Genomic DNA, 20,271 nt, shown 5'->3' on the forward strand with positions numbered 1-20,271 from the left:
ATAACCTGCAAAAAGAACAGCTGTGGCCTTGCCCAAAGCAAATCGACTAAAATCCCGAAAAGATTTCCAGGCAGTTTTCCGGGAAGGAATTCGGCGTCAAAGCTCTCATTTCACATTGAGAGCCTTGAAACCACGGCGTTTGAAAGAGCCTTCTTTGGATGCTGCCGCGAAAGCTAATCTTGTCAGTACGCAAATTGGCATTTCCATTAGCACCAAAGTTAGCAAACGAGCAGTAGTCCGCAACAAAATCAAGCGCCAGATTACCGCGGCTTTTTATGAATTGTTGCCCAAATTATCACGAGGATGGCGGCTAGTAGTAGTTGTAAAACCAACGGCAGCAGAATCTAAGTGCGGAAGCCAACAATTTCTGCAAGAATTAGAGCAGTTGTTGGCACAAGCAGAGGTTTTCGATGGGCATTCGTGAAGAAATTTATTATGAAGGTGGGCCCCATATTGGGGATTTAATCATCAATCTGTTAATTGGGCTAACCGTGGTTGGTATACCATTGACAGTTGGGGCAATTGTCAGGGCTTTGTGGCTGCGCTTCCGCATCACTGACCGCCGAATTACTGTGATGGGTGGTTGGATGGGGCGCGATCGCACTGACGTAATTTATTCAGAAATTGTCAAAGTTGTCAAAGTCCCCCGTGGTATTGGCGCTTGGGGCGATATGGCTCTTACCCTGAGAAATGGCAGCTTGCTAGAAATGCGGGCTGTACCCAATTTTCGGGAAGTCTATGACTACATTAGCGAAAGAATTGCTACCAAAAATGCCCAGTCTACTAATATTGCTAAGTAGTCAGCTAGGCTAGTGGACTATGGTGGGAATGAAACGAGCATTCAAAATTAACCAGAAGCTGATGATATAAGATTTTTGAATTTTGTTCGCGGAGCGTGCGGTCGGCTCTATTTTGAATTTTGAATTTCGACTTCCGGTTGTGTGCGGCTATCCGTAGCTAACGCTAGTCGCATACTAATCATGATTTAGATAAATTAGATTCAGTTCAGTTTAAAGTACCTCAGGTTTAATTCAGAATAATGGATTTTGGTATCGGGTTTCTCTCGAACAACGTCATGCTGCCAATCATAGACTTTTTCTATGGTATTGTGCCTAGCTATGGATTGGCGATCGTGGCCTTGACATTGATAGTCCGCTTCGCCCTCTATCCCCTAAGTGCTGGATCAATTCGCAGCATGAGACGGATGAGAGTTGTGCAGCCTCTAATGCAAAAGCGGATGGCAGAAGCCAAAGAGCGGTATAAAGACGATCCGCAAAAGCAGCAGGAGGAAATGGTCAATGTCCAAAAAGAATTTGGCAACCCATTAGCAGGATGTTTGCCACTGCTGTTACAAATGCCAGTGTTATTGGCGTTGTTTGCTACTTTGCGGGGTTCACCTTTTTCTGGTGTAAACTACTCCGTTAATCTGCAAGTCTTTCCCGCTGAACAAATCGAGCGAATTCAACCCCAAGCCTTTGCCACTCCTCCCCAAAACATCTACATTGCTGATGGGGAACACGCTCGTATTACTGCAATCCTTCCTGGAGGCAGCAAATTGGCAGTAGGCGAAAAAACCAAGATTGAATATCAGACTCTTGAAGGCAAACCATTTCAGGTGCTCTTAGCAGAACACCCAGAAAATCAGTTAACTCCTCAGTGGACAATCACCAAAGGAGAAGATCGGGTCAAAATCGATGCTGAGGGCAATATTGAAGCCTTACAGGCAGGAGACGTGACAATTCAAGGCTCAATCCCTGGATTAGCAGCAAATAAAGGATTTCTCTTTATCGATGCTTTAGGTAGGGTGGGTGCAGTTGATCCCGATGGCAAAGTCCACTGGGATATCGTCTCGATGATCGTCTTCTTTGGCATCAGTCTTTACGTTAGCCAATTGCTTTCTGGGCAAAATTCCAGCGGTGGCAACCCGCAGCAAGATACGGTTAACAAAATCACCCCAGTCATCTTTTCTGGGATGTTTCTGTTTTTCCCTCTACCTGCCGGGGTGCTGATGTATATGGTGATTGGTAATATTTTCCAAACCTTGCAAACCTATATTCTCTCCCGCGAACCTCTACCGGAGGAACTACAAAAAATTGTAGAAATCCAGGAAAAGGAAAAAGAAGCAGCAAGCGCAGAACCTAAGACGTTGCCGTTTGAGCCAAAAAGTTCTAAGAAAAAGGCTACAAGCTGATCATGAGCACTAGTACTATGGCGCGAGGTGAGCAGTGGTTAAAAACACTGCTCGAACTCACAAGTATAAATACAGGGGTTAGGGGTAGTTTAGAAACTACCCCATCTTTAAGCAATGATTCTTCAGAAACCGAGAGCTATTGGTTGACGATTGATAGCACCAACTTGACGCTGGCAGAAATCAGGCTGTTAATTGGCGCTGATGGTTCTGTGTTAGATGCGATTCAGTATCTAGCAAATTCGGTTCTCAATTTGAACCAACCAGAGGAGCAGCAAGCCTCTTACACCATTGAGTTGAATGGCTACCGCGTCAAAAGACAAGCGGAAATTCGCGCTTTAGCTGAAACAGCAGTAGAAGAAGTACGCTCTCTTGGTCAAGAAGTGGAAATTAAATCTCTCAGTTCGGCTGAACGGCGGCAAATTCACACTTTTTTGAAGGACTTTCCTGATTTGGAAACCTTTAGTCGTGGTAAAGAGCCAAACCGCCATTTGGTAATTCGTCCAGCGATTGAAGCTAGCTGATTGAGTACAAAATCTCTAAGCGCTAAAATAAAGATGTAGTAACAGCAGAAATGCTGGTCATCAAGATAACTTTTCGTGAGGGTGTCTCACAAATCCTATGGACGCAATTTTTATTCCGCAGCTAACTAAGGCCCCGGAGCGGACAGAGGAAATTCAAGTTCAGGAGTTTCTGCCTGGTTTGGAAACTTTGACACCTGTACGCGGTAGTCTCCGCGTGCGGCATCAAGGTACTTTTTTGGAAGTGTCCGTTCAGGCAGAAACAATTATCACTTGTACTTGCAACCGCTGCTTGCAGCAATACAATCAACGTTTGGCCCTTGATACCCAGGAAATTATCTGGTTGGATGAAACGGCTAATGAAGACCAAGACTTACCTCTAGAGAGAGAAGTGACTGTGGAAGATTTGGTTGAAACTGTCTCACCAGAGGGTTATTTTTATCCCAGCGAGTGGTTGTATGAGCAGATGTGTTTAGCAGTACCTCAAAGGCAATTATGCGATCGCAAATGTCCAGGTATTAAACCTGTTGCTGCTAATACTCCTGAAAAGCCGATTGACCGTCGTTGGGCTTCTTTACAAAACTTAAAAAACCAACTTCCAGAATCCTAAGCCGCTTGATAATTTTGTCAAGAACTCAAGTCAAGAATTTGAGTAATAGCTAGTGAAACTATCACTAAAGAAATTAGACTAGGACTTACGCACCGTAGAAATTTACCCTCTGTTTAGGCTTTTTTGTTGCGTTAGGGAACGCATCCTACCTGTAGTGGCGTGACGCTAAAATAGTGCAATAGATTTTCGGTCTTTGTTCTTGTTCAATCAAGTTTCGAGCATTTTTCTAAAGCAACATTTAAGGCGTGTCACGCCAGTAGGGTGCGTTCCCTAACGCACGAATTTAGTGCGCTACCTGACAAAAGATGATCAAACGCACTCGATTATTCCTTTGATTGAACTAATATCTACTTTATCCAGAAGCGATATCAGCGATAATTAATGAAGAAGCTACATGGTTAGAAACACCTGCCACCATAACTCAAATTCAGGAATATCTCGACAAAATCAAGCAGGAAAAAAGCCATTTGCTTCCAGGTGTCAAAAAAGAAGATGTTTCTGATGATAATTGGTTGTCTAAGATTCATGGGGCGAGTATTCTTGAAAAGGTGTTCCAAGAATTGTGTGAAAATTTATTAGAGTTTAGAAAAACTAAACACTCGTACAAAATTACAAAATGGCTAATTAAAAATCAGCCTGAGTTTTTGTCTAAACTGGCGGAAGAGTTGAAAATATGCTTGAGTAAAGATAAGCCGTGATTTTTAAGCTGATTATATAATCTAAAAGATCCCCGACTTCTTAGAGAAGTCGGGGATCTGAGTTACTTGCTTGATTTTCACAAATAAAATAGGATTGCTATATCTCTCACATCTGTCTGAAATTTTAATCTCAGGCTAATAGCTAAAGTTTACTAAAGTGGACTAAATATATTTATCAGTCCACTTCAGCAATATCTGATTCTAGTTACTAGGGTTAACTTTTTGCACAATAATCATTCCCCGTGAACGATCTGAGGCAGAATCTTTGTCTACACAGGCATCATACATACGCTTTGCAGAGCATTTCCAAAACCGTGTATATCGTTTGGGGTTAGTATCGGCTACCGTAATCTCTTGGGTTGCGGAATCATAATCAGCTAATAAAGAAAAATGTCCACCTTCTAATGCCGAATTGTTGTGAGCAATTTTAGTATTAAAGTTGAGAATATGGATGTCATTTTCATTTAGAACAGCATTTTCAATTTCTTTAGTGAATGCATCAAATGTCATGCTTGACTTATCAAAATGCTCAACTTTTGCAGAGAGTGGTAAGCCTGCGGCCTCAATATATTTAATACAGGTATCATAGGTTTCTGCCAGAGTCATTCCATCATCAAGAACAGAAGCAATTGGCAACTGGGTGACATAGAATAAATCATCAACTGATGTTGGATAACCTAAAGAACTTAAAGCATAAGCGAGGGCGGTTACATTACAACATCTGAGAGGTTGTTGAAACTCTGTCAATTTGATTTTTAGTAAATCTTTGCTGGGCATTTGATTGAATAGATATTAGTCAGTATCACGTATTTAATACCATAAAGCTGTCTATTAAAAAACATCGATTAATATAATGTTACTTAAGTAAGAGAGACTTGTTCAGGAGTCGGTTTTTACCTGCGAAGATTTTTCAAACCTAACTCCAAAAGCTCTTGTACGGCGAAGGCTGTGGTGTATACACAAGTCTCTCTCGATGCAATTTATGGTTGCGATAACACAGGAAACAAAACCTCACCCTGGTGCTGCTATCGCTTTACCTGTCGCTCTCCTTGGTAAGGAGAGGGATTTCTTTCAGGACTCTTTGAGATTTAAAAAAACTTTTGGGTAATCGGATAACTTGTGCGTACACCTTAGCACGGGAAAGGGGAGAGTTTTAGTTGTTAGACACAATACAACCCTTAACAATGAGATAAGAACTAATTACCACTAACAGCTATTTATGAATTTCCGTGAAGAATTTAAACTGCTGCTACGCGCCCGCTACCCTTTGATTTATATTCCTACCTATGAGGAAGAACGGGTAGAAGCTGCAATTCGAGAAGAAGCGACAAACCAAGGTAATCGCCCTGTGTATACTTGGGATTTTGTTGATGGCTACCAGGGAAACCCTAATGACGCGGGGTTTGGAAGGCGTAACCCGTTGCAGGCTTTGGAGTTTATCGAAAAATTACCAGCTTCTGCGCCTGCGGTGCTTATTCTCCGAGATTATCATCGGTTTTTAGATGATGTGGCGATCGCACGCAAACTCCGCAATCTCGCCCGACTCCTGAAGTCGCAACCAAAAAATATCGTCTTACTATCGCCGCGCATCGCTATTCCTGACGATTTAATGGAAGTGCTGACAGTGGTTGAGTTCCCCTTACCCGCAGCGCCAGAAATTAAAACCGAGGTGGAACGGTTATTGCAATCTACAACTAACTCCCTTTCGGGGAAAGTTTTAGATGACTTGGTGCGCTCTTGTCAAGGGCTGTCGATGGAAAGAATCCGCCGGGTTTTAGCGAAGGCGATCGCCACTCACGGAGAATTGCAGCCAGAGGACGTGGATTTAGTTTTGGAAGAAAAACGCCAAACTATCCGCCAAACCCAAATCCTGGACTTTTACCCCGCCACTGAGCAGATTTCTGATATAGGAGGATTAGATAACCTCAAAGACTGGTTAATCCGCCGGGGAGGCTCATTTACAGAACGAGCGCGACAGTACGGATTACCGCACCCCCGTGGTTTAATGTTGGTGGGGATTCAAGGAACTGGTAAATCTTTAACAGCAAAAGCGATCGCCCATCATTGGCATTTACCATTATTACGCCTCGATGTCGGGCGCTTATTCGGTGGTTTAGTCGGTGAATCAGAATCCCGCACCAGGCAAATGATCCAAGTAGCTGAAGCCCTCGCCCCTTGTGTTTTGTGGATTGATGAAATAGATAAAGCCTTTTCAGGATTGGGGAGTAAAGGCGATGCGGGAACAACAAGCCGGGTGTTTGGGACTTTTATTACCTGGTTAGCCGAAAAAAAATCACCGGTGTTTGTTGTCTCCACCGCCAACGATATTCAGGCTTTACCCCCGGAAATGCTCCGCAAAGGGCGATTTGATGAAATTTTCTTTGTGGGTTTACCCAGCCAAGAAGAAAGAAAAGCAATTTTTAACGTTCATTTATCCCGACTGCGCCCCCATAACTTGAAAAGTTATGACATCGATAGGTTAGCTTATGAAACGCCCGACTTTTCAGGAGCCGAGATTGAGCAAACCCTAATAGAAGCCATGCATATTGGGTATAGTCAAAATCGAGATTTTACTACTGACGATATTTTAGAAGCCGCCAGTCAGATTATCCCCTTGGCTCGAACCGCAGTGGAGCAAATTCAAAAACTACAAGAATGGGCTGCCTCTGGGAGAGCTCGTCTAGCTTCAAAAAACAGTCCCTTGAGTGAACGCATTCAACGGCAGTTGCAATAATGACTTAGTCAATTATTATTAGTCAATAGTCAATAGTTAATGATCAATTACTATGGACTATTGACTAATGGTGTAGAGGTTGTAATTATGTTTTCTGGCTTACTAAAATTTATACTAGGGTTTTTCTTAGCGATCGTCGTTTTAATAGGTAGCAGCGCTACAATTGCTCTCTATTTCGTCAATCGCACCGCCATACCCCCCGCCAAACCCATGTTTGCTAATGATAATGCCTCGGTGAAAGTCAAAAACCCAAAAGCGATCAATGTAAAAGCCTCACCCACCCCCAGTACTAGTCCCAGTACTAGTCCCAGCCCGGATTCTAGCCCTAGCCCTAGCCCTATCCCCAGCCCTACAGAATCACCCAAGGAATTACCTCCGGGAGCTTACCTAGGGCGTGTAACCTGGCCTCAAGGCTTAAGATTGCGTACCGAACCAAAGCAGGATGCTGAAAGTGTTGGAGGAGTTAGTGCTAATCAAAAAATTATCGTCTTGGAAGAAAGCGATGATAAACTCTGGCAAAAGATTCGCGCCGAAGGTAGTGAACAAGAAGGTTGGGTGAAATCAGCGAATACTCAACGAGTTGACGAAAAACCACAACAACAATAATTTTTTGGCGAAAGTCAATTTTGTAAGTATGAACTTACAACAGATAAACATAGATAATTTTTCTGTGTTTATCTGTATTTTAAAATAATAAAATAAGATTTTTTTACAGGAGTATATAAATTACTGACTACCAACAAATTTTTCCTTTGACATTTAATTATGTCTACCTACTGACGAAGCTTAATTCACAATGAAGGATGAAAAGTTTTTTCTGCCATCTACCATCTGCCATCTGCCATCTGTCTTATTTTCAAGATAGCTACTAACCCTCTGGGATTTGCTTTTTTTTAGTAGTGTTGTGGCATCTTCAGCTAATACAGGGCGACTAAAAAAATAGCCTTGCATGAATTCACATTTAAGAATTCGCAATAAATTGCGTTGTTCTTCGGTTTCGACTCCTTCGACAACAACTTTCAAATTAAGTGCATTAGCTAAAGAAATTATCGCTGTTGTGATGGCAGCATCATTAGAGTTACTAGTCAGATTACACACAAACGATTTATCAATTTTTAAGGCATGAACAGGAAAATTTTTCAGATAACTGAGAGAAGAATATCCTGTACCAAAATCATCTAGGGAAATTGAAACCCCCATATTACCTAGATCGTTCAAAATTTTTCTGGTAAAGTCAACATCTTGCATAGCAATAGTTTCGGTAATTTCTAAATCCAAATACTGGGGGTTCAATTTGGTTTCTGATAATACCTGCTTCACCAGTCCGACTAAGTTAGGTTGGCCAAATTGTCGTGCAGAGAGATTAACTGCCACTGATAAGGATGGTAAATCAAGAGCATCTTGCCAAGCTTTATTTTGTGTACAGGCAGTTCTTAAAACCCATTCACCAATGGGTATAATCAGTCCATTGTCTTCAGCAAGTGGGATAAATTTTCCCGGAGGAATTAAACCTAATTCTGGATGTTGCCAACGCAGTAGAGCCTCCATTTTGATTATTTCACCCGTGGCTATTTTCACCTGGGGTTGGTAGTAAACTATCAACTCTTCTCGTTCTAAGGCAGAGTACAAGCTGTTTTCTAAAGTTAACAATTTTAAAGCTTGTGAATTTATTTTTGATTGATAAAACTGATAGTTATTCCGTCCCTGGGACTTAACACGATATAACGCCGCATCAGCATTTTTTATCAGGGTTTCTGCATCTTCTCCATGAATGGGATAGATGGCAATGCCAATACTGGGGCTGATATGCAAGTAGTGGTTCTCAATGTAAAATTCTGATTTGAAAGCTGCTAATATTTGCTCTTGGAAATGAATAGCATCCTGAATATTACTAATTTCTGGTAAAAGAAGGGTGAATTCATCACCTCCCCAACGGGCAATAGTATCACCCGCTCGCAGACATTTGCTCAGACGTTGGGCAACATTTTGTAACAATTGATCCCCAATGGCATGACCTAGGGTCTCATTAATGGTTTGGAAGCGGTCTAAATCCAAAAAACACACTGCTAATTTACTGCTGTTCTGACGCGCTTGCACTAAGGATTCAGAAAGCCGCTGATTAAATAATACTCGGTTCGGTAGATCGGTTAACAGGTCATGTAAAGCTTGATGGCGAATTGTGGCTTCTGCTATTTTGTGAGCAGTGACATCCCGAAAACTCCAGACTCTACCGATAATTTTTTGACCGATGCGCTGCGGTTGGGAATATCGCTCAAATACTTTCCCATCTTTAAAGGCGATCGCATCATAAATTTGGATATCAGGTTTAAGGTATGATTCTCTAACTGTGTCCAGATGCTGTCTGGGATTTTTTAGCTGTTTGAGGGCTACTCTCAGAGCTTGTTTGTAGTTTCCTGACTCCAGAAGTAACTCAGGAATGCACCACATCTGGACAAACTTTTGATTAAAACCTGCGATATTGCCTTGAGTATCCACCGCTAAAATACCGTCGGTGGTTGATTCTAGTGTCATCTGTTGCCAAGACAGAGATTTTTCTAGTTCATTTTGGATGCGCTGGCGTTCGGCAGTTTCTCTATGTAATTGTTGAGTTAAACAAAATTGTTCTACTTCCGCTTGAGGTAGGTCGGGAATATGGCGAGCATCTACTTGTATTTTCCGGAATTTTGCCAACAGTAAATTTGAGATACATAACCCAATTAATTTTGCTCCCAAGTAACTGAACAAACCGACCATCAACAACATCATGGTAGTCTTTGCTGTAGTAGATAATGGATTATTTTTCTCTGGGCAGAGTTTTTAATGTTCATGCCAAATTACTATAAATTATTGAGAATCTAGTCCTATATTGGTGATCCTTAATTAATTACATACTATACGATTCTCGGAGGAAATCATCCTTTAGTGATAAATTTCCTAATTTTGCTTTGATTCTGACTATCAATCAATATTAAACCGCTTATTGTAGTATTTGTATAGATAATAAGATAGAAATAATCAATGGATCTTATTACTAAATATACTTTTATGTTGAGATTTTGTAATGTTGACAACAAATATATAACAGATTATTTAAAATAATCAGATTATATAATGTCAAGTTGCTGAAGAGAGTCGAACAAAAAACTACTTATTAGCAAATTTCTCAGCTAATAAATTAAAGTTATGCTTACTGTAAGTCTAGTGTTACTAGAGATTTAAGTCGGTAGAAGCAGGTATTGAAAGTGGAAATTGGGTTCAAATTCCTCAATTTTCTCAAATAAATGGTATCGCAGGTGGGGAGTACTCGACAATTTTCTCTATTTCATTGATGATTATTAATACACTACTACTGATGATTATTAGGGAAATACTAGCTTGTCAAAGTAACTAATAAATCTGAAGACGTAATAAATCTTAACACAATTGTCAAAAAACTCGATTAAGATTTACCCATTGGCAAAAAATGGTAAGTATAGTTATTGGTTTTATTCATTAAAAGTCCTGTAAATTGTGCTGGGCAGCACACTAGGGCTAGGATGTAAAGATAGGCATCAAAAAAGCCTGAAAAGAGAGTAAATTTGTAGGGTGGGTCAGTCCTAGGGATTTTAAAACCGGGTAATGTAAGAGTGAAAACCTTTGAAATAAAGGGTTTTAGCAGTTTTGTTGCACAAAATAATTAAACAGACAAAAGCAATTGTGAACCTTGCTGAGTTTTATTGACTTCAATCCGGGCTTGGAAGGCTTCTTTGAGATGGGGCATGTGGGTGACGGTGAGAATGCAGGCGAAATCGGCAGCGATCGCATTTATGGCGGCAATTAAGCGATCGCATCCTTCGGCATCCTGTGTACCAAACCCTTCATCCACAATCAATAATTGCAAAGCCGCTCCCACTCGCTGGGCCAATAATTTCGCCAAAGCCAAACGGATAGCAAAGTTAATTCTAAAGGCTTCCCCACCAGAGTAAGTTTCATAAGCTCGCGTACCTCTGGTATCAGCAATTAAAATATCCAAAGTGTCTATCAGCTTGGCGTTTTTCTTGCTAGACTTGCCACTGCGCCCAGCTTTCTGCGTCACAAATTGTACGTGCAACTGATTACCACTCAGCCGCGAAAGTAATTTATTTGTCTCGGCTTCCAGTTGGGGTAACACATTTTCAATCATCAATGCTTGGATGCCATTTTTCCCAAAGGCTTGGGACAATTCCTGATAAACACGATATTGCTGCTTGCAATATTGCAATTGCTGCTGCTGTTGCTCATACTCAACTTGCTGGGTTTCTAATTGGTGAGCCAGTTGTTCTAAGCGCCCCAACTTGGCTATTTGCTCATCAAGGTGCCGTCTGCGGGTTGCCAATTGCTGCTCTAAAGCTTGAATTTGGGCAGATGGGTTGTCTGTTTGGGCGAGTTGCTGGATAATACTTTCGATTTGGTTGGCGAGTTGTTGCCGTTCTGCTAATCTGGCAGTTTGAGCAACCGCTAACTCTTGCAATCTTGCCTGGAGTTGGGGATATTGCTGTTGAGCAGACAACATCTGTTGGTAACGCAAATGCCAAGATTGAGCTTCCCGCACAGATTGACGGAGGTGATTGTGCTGCTCGGAACTGTAGCTAATTTCCGCAATTTGACGAGCTAGAGCAGCGATTTGTCTAGCACATTCAGAATCAATTTGCTCTTGCTGAATTCTGGTTTGCAATTGGGCAATATTGGCTTGGAGTTCGGGTTTTCGCGCTGCTAGTGTGGCGCGGCGCTTGGTAGCATCTTTAATTTGCTGAAGCTTAATTTCTGCCCACCGCCAGCGCTCAACTTCGCTGCGGGCAAGGGCGTGGTCTTGTTCATTGTAATTGAGTTGTTGCAGATATTCGTTTAGTTGCCTCAGTTCTGCTTGTTTGTCAGGGGCATAATCACCAGTTTGGAGCGATCGCTCTAAATGTTCTTTTTCAGCAGCGATTTGTTGCAGCTGTTGTTGTACATCGGTTGTCGCTTCTAACTGTGCCGCTAACTGTCCCCGTTGTTCCCGCAAAGCATCATAAGCCGCCAATTGTTGGGATATTTCCCGGTATTCCTGCCGTAGTACCTGAATTTCTCTATCTGACACCGCCATCTGTTCCCGCACTACCCAAAATTGCCCCTGAGTATCCTGGTACTCAAGTTGGGTTTTTTCTATCACCCGGCTCCAGTGATGTTCATCTAGAGGACGTTCACACAAGGGACACAGCGCATTTGGGTTTTGGAGCATTTGCAGTTTTTGCTCTAATTCACCCAGCAGTTTTTCATAATCCCGTTGGTGCGCTTGCAAGCGTTCGATAAAATGACGCCGTTCCTGCCCTTTTTCCTGGACTCTTTGCAGATAAACTCGCTTTTTTTCCAACTCCTCAATCTGCAATCCTACATCCATCACCGCTTGCTGGAGTTGCGGTTGGCGGCGGTGTTGGCGTTGTAGTTGATTTTCTGTAGATTGCAGCTGTTCGAGTCGCGCGGCTAAACCCGCATGAGTGCGATCTAGTTGGCTTTGTAAAGTAGTCCGTTGTTGCAACAAGGGCGTAACTTGCATTTGCAGTTGATCCAAATGCGCTACATGATTACGCGCTGCGGCTAATTGTGCTAAAGCTGCTTCCACATCACCAGATTTGGTAAGAGTTTGCTGAATTTCTTGCTCTTGTTGCTGCAAAGCTTCTAATTGGGCTTGAGTCTGTTGCAGTTGCCTTTCAATGTCGTTAATTTGTTTGGTAAGCTGTTGTTGTTTTAGTTGCCGTAACCCAGTAGCGTGGGTATGTTGTTCAAATTTGGCAGCAAAGGCTTCTTCTTGAGATTGCAGATTTTGGTATTCGGTATATCCAGCTTGAATTTCGGATTGTTGATTTAAAATTGCTTCTAAATCTGCTAGCTGAGTTTTCACCGCTAATTGTTCTTGTTGGAGGCGATCGCAATCTTGGGTAAGATTCTGGAATTGCTGCCTCACAAAACTCAGTTGTTGTTCCCAATTTTGCCGCTGATGCTGCACAACTTGCAAACTTTGTAATTGAATATTATCAAAAGCTTGCACCTCTTGCAACTTATTCAGTTCAGCTTCTAACTCTGTTCTTTGGGCAACAGTAGTCTCCCGTTGTTGTAGCTGAATTTTAATTGCCTCTAAAGAACGCTCTAAATCTTCCACCCGGAATTTGAACTTTTTAGAACTGTCCTTAGCCCGTTCTTCTAATTCATCATACTGATTTAGCTTCAACAACTCCGCTAAAATTTCTTTGCGTTCTGTCGGCCGCTTCAGCATGAATTCATCAGCCCTACCTTGACGTAGGTAGGCAGAATTAATAAAAGTATCGTAATCTAGTTTGATATGTTGTATGATCACATCCTGTGTTGCTCGCACCCCTTTGCCAGTGAGGGAACGAAACCCAGAAGGCGTTTCTATTTGAAATTCCAAAACGCCACTTGCACCCCGCAGACGGGTACGAATAACGCGATATTTTTGTTGGTTATTATGAAAGGTGAAATCAACCCGAACTTCTGTAGCGCCAGAATAGATCACATCATCTTCAGCAGTAGCGCGGCTTTCGCCCCAAATTGCCCAAGTGATTGCCTCCAGAAGAGAAGATTTACCCGCACCATTGGAACCACAAATACAGGCCGTGTGCAAACCGCGAAAATCTAAAGTTGCATCACGGTAACTGAGGAAGTTTTTGAGGATAAGTTGTACTGGGATCATTGAGGCTATAGCGCCACATTTACAATTTTAATAATTAGCAGTACAGATGCACTGCTTTTGTTAGTTTAGCTATCTAGACAGCAGGTTTCTAGTCTTGAATACATCAATTTTACATAAATTAACAACAGAATGGGTTGTTTTTTGGTGTTGGGTAAAACATTTTTACCGACTTCAGAGAAAAAATCGGGAGTAACTGACGTGGATGCGATCGCTAAAATAATCATTAACAGAACTCACAGCCTACCCATCTTCGCAATGAAACTGAATGACTCGATTTATTCATGACCAATTTGCCAAGGACTATCTGGAAGAACTGCTAAAATCTTATGGGAAAGTAGAAGCCCCCAGTCGTGTTGCCGGAGAGGTGCGAGAAATAGATGTCTTATTTTCTCCCTCAATTCCCCAAAACCCTAACTTGCAAACCCTAGGTTTATTGGGAAGATTGGCAGATAACACCGCTATCCTGGAACCATACCGCAACCCGGCCTCAAAAGAAGAAATTTGTGATTGTCTCCTAAAATTATTAGAACTTAGGGGTGCATTACAAAGGGAAGCGAACCGAAATAAAACCGCCATTCAAGAATTAGCAAATCCCAAATTATGGATTCTCACCCCCACAGCATCCACCACGCTGTTAGCGGGATTTGGTGCGACTCAAAAAGCCGACTGGTTGCCCGGAGTACACTTTTTACCTGAGTATTTACGGACAGCTATCGTTGCCATCCATCAATTACCACGCATTCAGGAAACCCTGTGGATAAGAATTCTTGGTAGAGGAACAACACAAAAACAGGCAATTGATGAATTAGAAACGCTACCATCAAACAACCCATTCCGGCGAGCAACGCTAGAATTACTGTATAACTTGCAGAAAAGCTTAGTAATCTCTCAAACTCCAGAAGCAGATGACAAGGTGCTAATTATGCGACTTACACCATATTATCAACAAGACCGAGAACAAGCCATACAAGAAGGAAGACAGAAAGGAATACAGGAAGGAATACAGGAAGGAAGACAAGAAGGAAGACAGGAAGCACAAAGACAACTTGTAGAAAATTTACTCCGAGTTCGTTTTGGTTCATTGGATGCACAACTATCAGCAATTATTGAACCGTTATTAGCGCTACCAGCAGAAGAGTTTACCCCCTTACTAGTGAATTTATCGCGGGAAGAGTTAATTAATCGGTTTAGCAGATAATTTGGTAAGTTGTCTTAGTTACCAGAAATGCGAATGATTCAGTAGTTTTGCTGGTAACTAAGGCGATCGCTAAACCCAACCCAGGCATCGCATTTTTTCTCATTTTGGGGAGAATTATCAAAAATAAAAACCCGCGCTGACGGGTTATCACGATTTAGTTTAGAGGTTTTCTTCGTCTTGGGGAACGGGTAGAAGTTGAAAAAGGGTGGTTTTGAATTGCCAATGCAAGTACAGGATAATTACTAAACGCTGGAAAGCGTGATTTTTTTTAAGCTGATACCAAGCTTGATTTAGAACTTTTTTAACTAGCCAAGGTAAAAATATTTTTTTAATTGTCCACAAAAGGGCAGTTTCCATAACCGAGAAGATTTGTATGTGTACCCTTACATGGTCAAAAATAGGTGTCTACAATCCAGCCAGCGTATAAGCTAGAGAATGCCTGACTTCGTGCCTGAGTTGCTTGACTTTAAAAGCAGACACCGGATATACCTAATACAAGGGTAAAAATTTTGTCTAGTGCTATGGCAGGGCGATCGCATCAAGCATCTTCAGAAGGCATCAAAAAAGCAAAACAGGCTTTAGATGAAAATTCCTTAAATCAAGTTTCTCTAGCAGAAGATTTAAAATTCAGCCGCGCTACAGTCAACAATTTCTTTGCAGGTAAGCCAGTTGACCGTAAGTATTTTTCCCAAATTTGTGAAAAGCTGGGTTTTGAGTGGGAAGAGATAGTCACCAAGCCAGCTAACGAACCAGAAACAAATCAAGACAGCAGCATTAATATTGATGGTTTAGTTCAAGATGTACGCGAAACCATAAAACCCCTCATCCAAGAACGCTGCGGTACAATGCGGGTGCTAGATATGACTCAGCCTATCGGCTTGAACGACATCTACACCAACGTCAATATATTGCAGAGAATCACAGGAACGCGACGACTAGGAATTGATGAATTTTTGCAACAGTGTAAAAATGAGGATTTTGACCGCTTTGGACTTGGGATAATTACTGAAAAACGAGTACCTGGACTAGAAGCAGTTAAGAAATATCCCAAGTTGATGATTTTGGGTAAGCCAGGGGCAGGTAAAACTACATTTTTGAAGTATTTAGCGATTCAGTGTATTGGGGGTGATTTTCAGGCTGAACGTGTGCCGATTTTTGTCACTCTCAAAGACTTTGCAGAAGTTGCAAACAAACCAAGCTTACTAAACTTTATTATTCAATTCGTAGGACAGGCGTCTCGCCTGTGATTGGTAATAGATATTAACCCCAGGCAAGATGCCTGCGCTACGAATATTGAAAAATTATTAACTCAAGGTAGAATGCTAATTCTACTTGATGGCTTAGATGAAGTCAGAGAAGAAGATAACACCCGCGTTTTAAAACAAATTCGTGATTTTTCTGACCGTTTTCGAGAAAATCACTTTGTCATCACCTGTCGAATAGCTGCCAAGGAATATACATTTGAGAAATTTACAGAAGTAGAAATTGCTGATTTTGATAATAAACAAATTGCCAATTTTGCAAATAACTGGTTTAAGGAAAAAGCGGTAAAACCAGAAACTTTTATTAAACGCCTCCAAGACAACAAGCGAATCCAAGAACTCGCCGCAAGTCCTCTATTGTTAACGCTGTTGTGTTTAGCATTTGAAGAATCAGGAGATTTTCCAGCAAATCGTTCTGAGTTATATAAAGAAGGACTGGATGCGCTGTTGAAAAAATGGGATGCAAAGCGCGGAATTCAGCGAGAACAGCTTTACAAAAAGTTATCAGTTCAACGCAAAGAAGATTTACTCAGCAAAATTGCCTTGACCACATTTGAGCGGAGTGATTATTTCTTCAAGCAGAAAGTAGCAGAGGAATACATTACAAAATATATTCGCAACTTACCAGATGCCAACACTGACCCCGAAGCCTTACAACTAGACAGTGAAAAAGTTTTGAAATCAATTGAGGCACAACATGGTTTATTAGTAGAACGAGCAAAAGGGATTTACTCATTTTCTCATCTGACATTTCACGAGTATCTGACTGCTAGAGAATTTGTTGTTGTAAAACAGTCATCAGATGAGGCGTTGCAAAGTCTGGTAAATCATATAACTGAGAAACGCTGGTGGGAAGTATTTTTATTAGCTGTTGGAATGTCGCCAAGTGCAGATAATTTGTTGCAGTTGATGAAACAAAAGGTTGATGCATTAATAGCTACTGATAAGAAATTGCAGCAGTTTTTAATGTGGGTAAAGGAGAAATCTATTTCCGTTGAGGTTCCTTACAAGCCACCCGCAGTCATGGCTTTTTACCTCTCCCTGTCCCTCGACCTCTCCCGAAACCGAACCCTCTCCCTCGAACTCTCCCGATCCCTAGACCTAGACATAGACCTAGACATAGACCTAGACATAGACCTAGACATAGACCTAGACCTCTACCTTTCCCTCTACATTTCCCTCCACCTCTCCCGCTCCCCCTCCCTAAACCTCTCCCTAAACCGCTCCCTAAACCTCTTCGGAACCCTCGACCGCTCCCGCTCCCTCGGCCGCTCCCTCTCCCTAGCCCTCTCCCTAAACCTCTTCGGAACCCTCGACCGCTCCCGCTCCCGAACCCTCGACCCAGAATTGAAGAAAGCACTACAACAGCTTAGGGAGCAACTACCAGACACAGAAGATAAAGAAAAATTTAACCAATGGTGGAAAGATAACTCTCAGGTTTGGATCGAGCAATTAAGAAACGTGATGATTAAATATCGCAATATTGGTCACGATTGGCAGTTTACTGAACAGCAGAAAGAATTGCTTCAACAGTATTCTGATGCCAATAAATTGCTTATAGAGTGTCTAAATAGTGATTGTTATGTCAGCATTGAAGTACGACAACATATAGAAAACACCTTACTATTACCCATTGCAGAATTAGAAAATTACAAATTAAAATCCAACCCCTAATATTCCTTCTTGTTCTTCCTTCTTTTTCTTCTCTTCCTTCGCGCTCTTTGCGCCCTTCGCGGTTCGTTTAAAACCCTTCAGGAACAAAACCCGCAACCCCACGTCATATCAACCCCTCACCCCATCAATCAACGCACATTAACAAAACAAAAACTCTGAGGAACGATCGCACATTTTCCCCCGTCATCAAAACACCAACCCCTGTGGAATATGCCTAAAGTCATGTTTCATCAACATCTGAAACTATCTCTGCAAAACCGCGTCATTAAATCCATCACACAAAAAGGGAAACTTGACTATGCATCGCCTACATCCTTGGAAAACTGGAACCCTTGCACTCATGGCAATGACAATTACCACAAGTGCTATTACTCCCTTTGTTATCCTTGCACCTGCTAACGCTCAATACAATATTGGGCAACCCCGCGCAATTACAATTCCCGCCAATGTCACCTTACCTGTCACCTACGAAAAAGAGAAAGTTATTGTTAGTCCTGGGGAAACTGCACCCCTAACCCTGAGAATACCCAACGACATTGTTGACAGAAACAGAACCATCTTAATTCCCGGCGGTACTCAAGTTGTGGGTAGGCTAGAACCTGTCAACCTCAACGGCGGTTATTCCAGCAATGCGAATGATCCAAATAACAAAGGTGTGCGGTTTGTAGCCCAAGAATTAGTATTTGCCTCAGGTCGGAGTCAGGCGATTAATGCCAGTTCTCAGACAATTACCAGAACTGAGAAAATCTCCAAAGGAGCCGATACTGGCGCTATTTTAACAGATGCAGCCATTGGTGCAGGTGCTGCCAGTGCGATCGCACTGCTTACAGGTAACAGAAGAATTGAAATTTTAGAAACTCTTGGCGGTGGGGCTGCCGGTGCTTTAGCAAGTGTGCTGTTGCGGAGAAACGAAGCTAATGTCTTTGTCCTCAGACCCGAACGGGATTTGAAAATCACACTTAATTCTAGTTTGGTAGTATCTCGCAATTAGGGTTTATTCAGTTTGATTTGTGACTTCAAATTATCCTCCAATAGCGATCGCTACTGGCGGGCACTCCGTGCCATCGCTACTGCAATTAACAACTATTGTGTGTGCGTTCGCCTTTGGCGCGGCCTAGCCCTTCGCTGACTGCGATCGCTTTGCGTCATCGCCTGATTTTTGGTACTAAGTAATTAAGTAATACCTTCTTAACTTTATAACCAAAGACCTACATCCACATTACCAGAGACCTATATGCATCAACACAAACGTTCTGGTAAGGTTATATTTATAGGTAAAAGTTTTTACAAGCTACCGAAAATAATCGGAACTTTTTATTTCAGACATTGTCTCAGTAATCAACAGAAAAAAATAATTGTGGTGGGGGTAAATATCATGTTTAATTTAAATCGTTGGCAATCGGGAACGGCTGCACTCATAGCTTTGAGCGTTACATCTGGTACAGTCGCACCTTTTATTATAGCTGCGCCCTCTTTAGCTCAAACAACTTTTACGGATGTTCAATCTAACTACTGGGCATCACAGTTTATTCAAGAATTGTCACAACGGGGTGTAATCGCCGGCTTCCCTGATGGTAGCTTCCGCCCAGAAGAGCCTGTGACACGCGCTCAGTTTGCGGCGATGATCAACAAAGCTTTCCAAAAGCCAGCCCAACGGCAAGCAATCACTTTTAACGATGTACCCAGCAACTACTGGGCAGCCAGTGCGATTCAGCAAGCCTACACCATCGGTTTTTTGGCAGGATATCCAGGCAATAACTTCAGACCTAACGAAGCTATTCCCCGTCAACAGGTTTTGGTTTCCCTCGCTAACGGTCTGCAATATACCGCCAGTACTGACCCGGCAACCATTCTGCAATACTACAATGATGCCTCTAGTATCGCTGACTATGCCCGTAGTCCCATTGCAGCAGCGACTGAGAAGCAAATTGTTGTTAACTATCCCAATGTGAAGTTCTTGAATCCGACTGTCACAGCCTCGCGGGCACAGGTAGCGGCTTTTATCTACCAAGCTTTGGTTAGTTCTAACCAAGCCACAGCCATTAACTCGCCTTATATTGTGGCTATTAACACTACGCCAACACCTACAGCTATAACTATTCCCCAAGGAACTGCTATTCCTGTAAAGTACGACCAAGCTAAAAAAATTCTGGTGACAAAGGATGAAACAGCACCTTTGACACTCACAGTCTCACAAAATGTGGTTACGCAAGACGGCGTTGTGGTGATTCCTGCTGGGAGTCAGGTGATTGGTCAACTCAAACCTGCTAAGGGCGGTTCTCAATTCGTTGCCCAAAAGCTAGTTTTGACCACAGGTCAGGAGTATGATTTGAACGCTAGTTCTGATGTGATTACCAAAACTGAAACTGTCAAGAAGGGTATTAGTACTGGTGCAATCATCCAGAATACCGTTTTTGGGGCTAGCGCCGCGGCGGCGGTATCTGCTGTCACAGGCGATCGCGCTATTGCCACAGAAGAAGTCTTGGGGGGCGCGGGTATTGGTGCGTTAATTGGGGTGTTCTTTGGTAGAAATAGTGTTGACTTAATCGCTATTGAACCTAACACCGATCCAGGGTAAGAGCATCTCAACTAGGCTTGACATAAGGGCTGAGAAGAACCTAATGTAGAGTCAATGAAACAAGAACTGAGAACTCGAATCATATAATCGTTATCCATACCAGTC

At 42.2% G+C, this 20,271-nt stretch carries 18 protein-coding genes; 13 read left to right on the forward strand and 5 right to left on the reverse strand.

The window, feature by feature from the left end; all coding sequences use genetic code 11:
• Nucleotides 1-22 precede the first annotated feature (22 nt).
• The 6 genes from rnpA (at nt 23) to H6G32_RS15655 (ending at nt 4,017) form a co-directional block, all read left to right on the forward strand.
• Nucleotides 23-424: a ribonuclease P protein component gene (gene rnpA / locus H6G32_RS15630; RefSeq protein ID WP_190459856.1), complete on the forward strand. Its 402-nt coding sequence runs from the start codon at nt 23-25 to the stop codon at nt 422-424.
• Complete coding sequence (locus H6G32_RS15635; protein WP_190459858.1) at nt 411-800, forward strand: PH domain-containing protein; 390 nt, start codon at nt 411-413, stop codon at nt 798-800. The genes rnpA and H6G32_RS15635 overlap by 14 nt, the downstream gene beginning before the upstream one ends.
• 239 nt (nt 801-1,039) lie before the next feature.
• Nucleotides 1,040-2,191, forward strand: a complete 1,152-nt coding sequence (gene yidC, locus H6G32_RS15640) for a membrane protein insertase YidC (protein ID WP_190459860.1) — start codon at nt 1,040-1,042, stop codon at nt 2,189-2,191.
• A 2-nt stretch (nt 2,192-2,193) separates the two neighbouring features.
• Nucleotides 2,194-2,712: a Jag family protein gene (locus H6G32_RS15645; RefSeq protein ID WP_190459862.1), complete on the forward strand. Its 519-nt coding sequence runs from the start codon at nt 2,194-2,196 to the stop codon at nt 2,710-2,712.
• Nucleotides 2,713-2,809: 97 nt separating this feature from the next.
• The gene (locus H6G32_RS15650; RefSeq protein WP_190459864.1) at nt 2,810-3,319 is read left to right on the forward strand and encodes a YceD family protein; all 510 of its coding nucleotides are present in this window, start codon (nt 2,810-2,812) and stop codon (nt 3,317-3,319) included.
• A 467-nt stretch (nt 3,320-3,786) separates the two neighbouring features.
• Nucleotides 3,787-4,017, forward strand: a complete 231-nt coding sequence (locus tag H6G32_RS15655) for a hypothetical protein (protein WP_190459865.1) — start codon at nt 3,787-3,789, stop codon at nt 4,015-4,017.
• 201 nt (nt 4,018-4,218) lie between these two features.
• On the opposite strand, the gene H6G32_RS15660 is transcribed toward H6G32_RS15655, so the two are convergent.
• The gene (locus tag H6G32_RS15660; RefSeq protein WP_190459867.1) at nt 4,219-4,794 is read right to left on the reverse strand and encodes a phytochelatin synthase family protein; all 576 of its coding nucleotides are present in this window, start codon (nt 4,792-4,794) and stop codon (nt 4,219-4,221) included.
• Nucleotides 4,795-5,236: 442 nt separating this feature from the next.
• Between H6G32_RS15660 and H6G32_RS15665 the strand changes: the two genes are divergently transcribed.
• Together H6G32_RS15665 and H6G32_RS15670 are read left to right on the forward strand one after the other, a co-directional pair.
• Nucleotides 5,237-6,751 (forward strand): AAA family ATPase, encoded by a 1,515-nt coding sequence (locus tag H6G32_RS15665; protein ID WP_190459869.1) that lies wholly within the window; start codon nt 5,237-5,239, stop codon nt 6,749-6,751.
• Nucleotides 6,752-6,838: 87 nt separating this feature from the next.
• Nucleotides 6,839-7,357, forward strand: a complete 519-nt coding sequence (locus tag H6G32_RS15670; RefSeq protein ID WP_190459871.1) for an SH3 domain-containing protein — start codon at nt 6,839-6,841, stop codon at nt 7,355-7,357.
• A gap of 180 nt (nt 7,358-7,537) precedes the next feature.
• Here the strand turns inward: H6G32_RS15670 and H6G32_RS15675 are convergent, their stop codons facing one another.
• Together H6G32_RS15675 and sbcC are read right to left on the reverse strand one after the other, a co-directional pair.
• Nucleotides 7,538-9,517 carry a putative bifunctional diguanylate cyclase/phosphodiesterase gene (locus H6G32_RS15675; protein WP_190459872.1) on the reverse strand — a complete coding sequence of 660 codons (1,980 nt, stop codon included), beginning with the start codon at nt 9,515-9,517 and terminating at the stop codon, nt 7,538-7,540.
• 910 nt (nt 9,518-10,427) lie between these two features.
• Nucleotides 10,428-13,454, reverse strand: coding sequence for an exonuclease subunit SbcC (gene sbcC, locus H6G32_RS15680; protein WP_190459875.1), 3,027 nt, complete (start codon nt 13,452-13,454; stop codon nt 10,428-10,430).
• Nucleotides 13,455-13,719: 265 nt separating this feature from the next.
• Between sbcC and H6G32_RS15685 the strand changes: the two genes are divergently transcribed.
• Entirely contained in the window at nt 13,720-14,652 is a 933-nt protein-coding gene (locus H6G32_RS15685) for a hypothetical protein (RefSeq protein WP_190459878.1), read from the forward strand.
• Here H6G32_RS15685 and H6G32_RS26540 read toward each other — a convergent pair.
• Both H6G32_RS26540 and H6G32_RS15690 read right to left on the reverse strand, forming a co-directional pair.
• On the reverse strand, nt 14,642-14,803 hold the full coding sequence (locus H6G32_RS26540) for a hypothetical protein (protein ID WP_206757968.1): 162 nt from the start codon (nt 14,801-14,803) through the stop codon (nt 14,642-14,644). The two genes, H6G32_RS15685 and H6G32_RS26540, sit on opposite strands and share 11 nt — an antisense overlap.
• An 8-nt stretch (nt 14,804-14,811) precedes the next feature.
• Nucleotides 14,812-15,009, reverse strand: coding sequence for a hypothetical protein (locus H6G32_RS15690; RefSeq protein ID WP_190459879.1), 198 nt, complete (start codon nt 15,007-15,009; stop codon nt 14,812-14,814).
• A 152-nt stretch (nt 15,010-15,161) separates the two neighbouring features.
• On the opposite strand from H6G32_RS15690, the gene H6G32_RS26795 reads away from it, so the two are divergent.
• The 4 genes from H6G32_RS26795 to H6G32_RS15705 all read left to right on the forward strand — a co-directional run bounded on the left by H6G32_RS26795 (nt 15,162) and on the right by H6G32_RS15705 (nt 20,166).
• Entirely contained in the window at nt 15,162-15,899 is a 738-nt protein-coding gene (locus H6G32_RS26795) for an NACHT domain-containing protein (protein WP_242046610.1), read from the forward strand.
• Nucleotides 15,900-17,588, forward strand: a complete 1,689-nt coding sequence (locus H6G32_RS15695) for an NACHT domain-containing protein (protein ID WP_255502425.1) — start codon at nt 15,900-15,902, stop codon at nt 17,586-17,588. It begins immediately after the preceding gene.
• A 298-nt stretch (nt 17,589-17,886) separates the two neighbouring features.
• On the forward strand, nt 17,887-18,579 hold the full coding sequence (locus tag H6G32_RS15700; RefSeq protein ID WP_190459881.1) for a conjugal transfer protein TrbI: 693 nt from the start codon (nt 17,887-17,889) through the stop codon (nt 18,577-18,579).
• 384 nt (nt 18,580-18,963) lie between these two features.
• Nucleotides 18,964-20,166 (forward strand): S-layer homology domain-containing protein, encoded by a 1,203-nt coding sequence (locus H6G32_RS15705; protein ID WP_190459883.1) that lies wholly within the window; start codon nt 18,964-18,966, stop codon nt 20,164-20,166.
• The last annotated feature ends 105 nt before the right edge of the window (nt 20,167-20,271 follow it).

This window comes from Cylindrospermum sp. FACHB-282 (genome assembly GCF_014697195.1).
GTDB lineage: Bacteria > Cyanobacteriota > Cyanobacteriia > Cyanobacteriales > Nostocaceae > Cylindrospermum.

What these genes read in the sequence shown, in the direction of transcription:
- H6G32_RS15705 (WP_190459883.1), top strand. Translation starts at nt 18,964, where the DNA reads ATGTTTAATTTAAATCGTTGGCAATCGGGAACGGCTGCACTCATAGCT.
- H6G32_RS15645 (WP_190459862.1), top strand. Translation starts at nt 2,194, where the DNA reads ATGAGCACTAGTACTATGGCGCGAGGTGAGCAGTGGTTAAAAACACTG.
- H6G32_RS15700 (WP_190459881.1), top strand. Translation starts at nt 17,887, where the DNA reads ATGCATCGCCTACATCCTTGGAAAACTGGAACCCTTGCACTCATGGCA.
- H6G32_RS15670 (WP_190459871.1), top strand. Translation starts at nt 6,839, where the DNA reads ATGTTTTCTGGCTTACTAAAATTTATACTAGGGTTTTTCTTAGCGATC.
- H6G32_RS15660 (WP_190459867.1), bottom strand. Translation starts at nt 4,794, where the DNA reads ATGCCCAGCAAAGATTTACTAAAAATCAAATTGACAGAGTTTCAACAA.
- H6G32_RS15650 (WP_190459864.1), top strand. Translation starts at nt 2,810, where the DNA reads ATGGACGCAATTTTTATTCCGCAGCTAACTAAGGCCCCGGAGCGGACA.
- sbcC (WP_190459875.1), bottom strand. Translation starts at nt 13,454, where the DNA reads ATGATCCCAGTACAACTTATCCTCAAAAACTTCCTCAGTTACCGTGAT.
- H6G32_RS15675 (WP_190459872.1), bottom strand. Translation starts at nt 9,517, where the DNA reads ATGATGTTGTTGATGGTCGGTTTGTTCAGTTACTTGGGAGCAAAATTA.
- H6G32_RS15690 (WP_190459879.1), bottom strand. Translation starts at nt 15,009, where the DNA reads ATGGAAACTGCCCTTTTGTGGACAATTAAAAAAATATTTTTACCTTGG.
- H6G32_RS15635 (WP_190459858.1), top strand. Translation starts at nt 411, where the DNA reads ATGGGCATTCGTGAAGAAATTTATTATGAAGGTGGGCCCCATATTGGG.
- H6G32_RS15685 (WP_190459878.1), top strand. Translation starts at nt 13,720, where the DNA reads ATGACTCGATTTATTCATGACCAATTTGCCAAGGACTATCTGGAAGAA.
- H6G32_RS15665 (WP_190459869.1), top strand. Translation starts at nt 5,237, where the DNA reads ATGAATTTCCGTGAAGAATTTAAACTGCTGCTACGCGCCCGCTACCCT.
- yidC (WP_190459860.1), top strand. Translation starts at nt 1,040, where the DNA reads ATGGATTTTGGTATCGGGTTTCTCTCGAACAACGTCATGCTGCCAATC.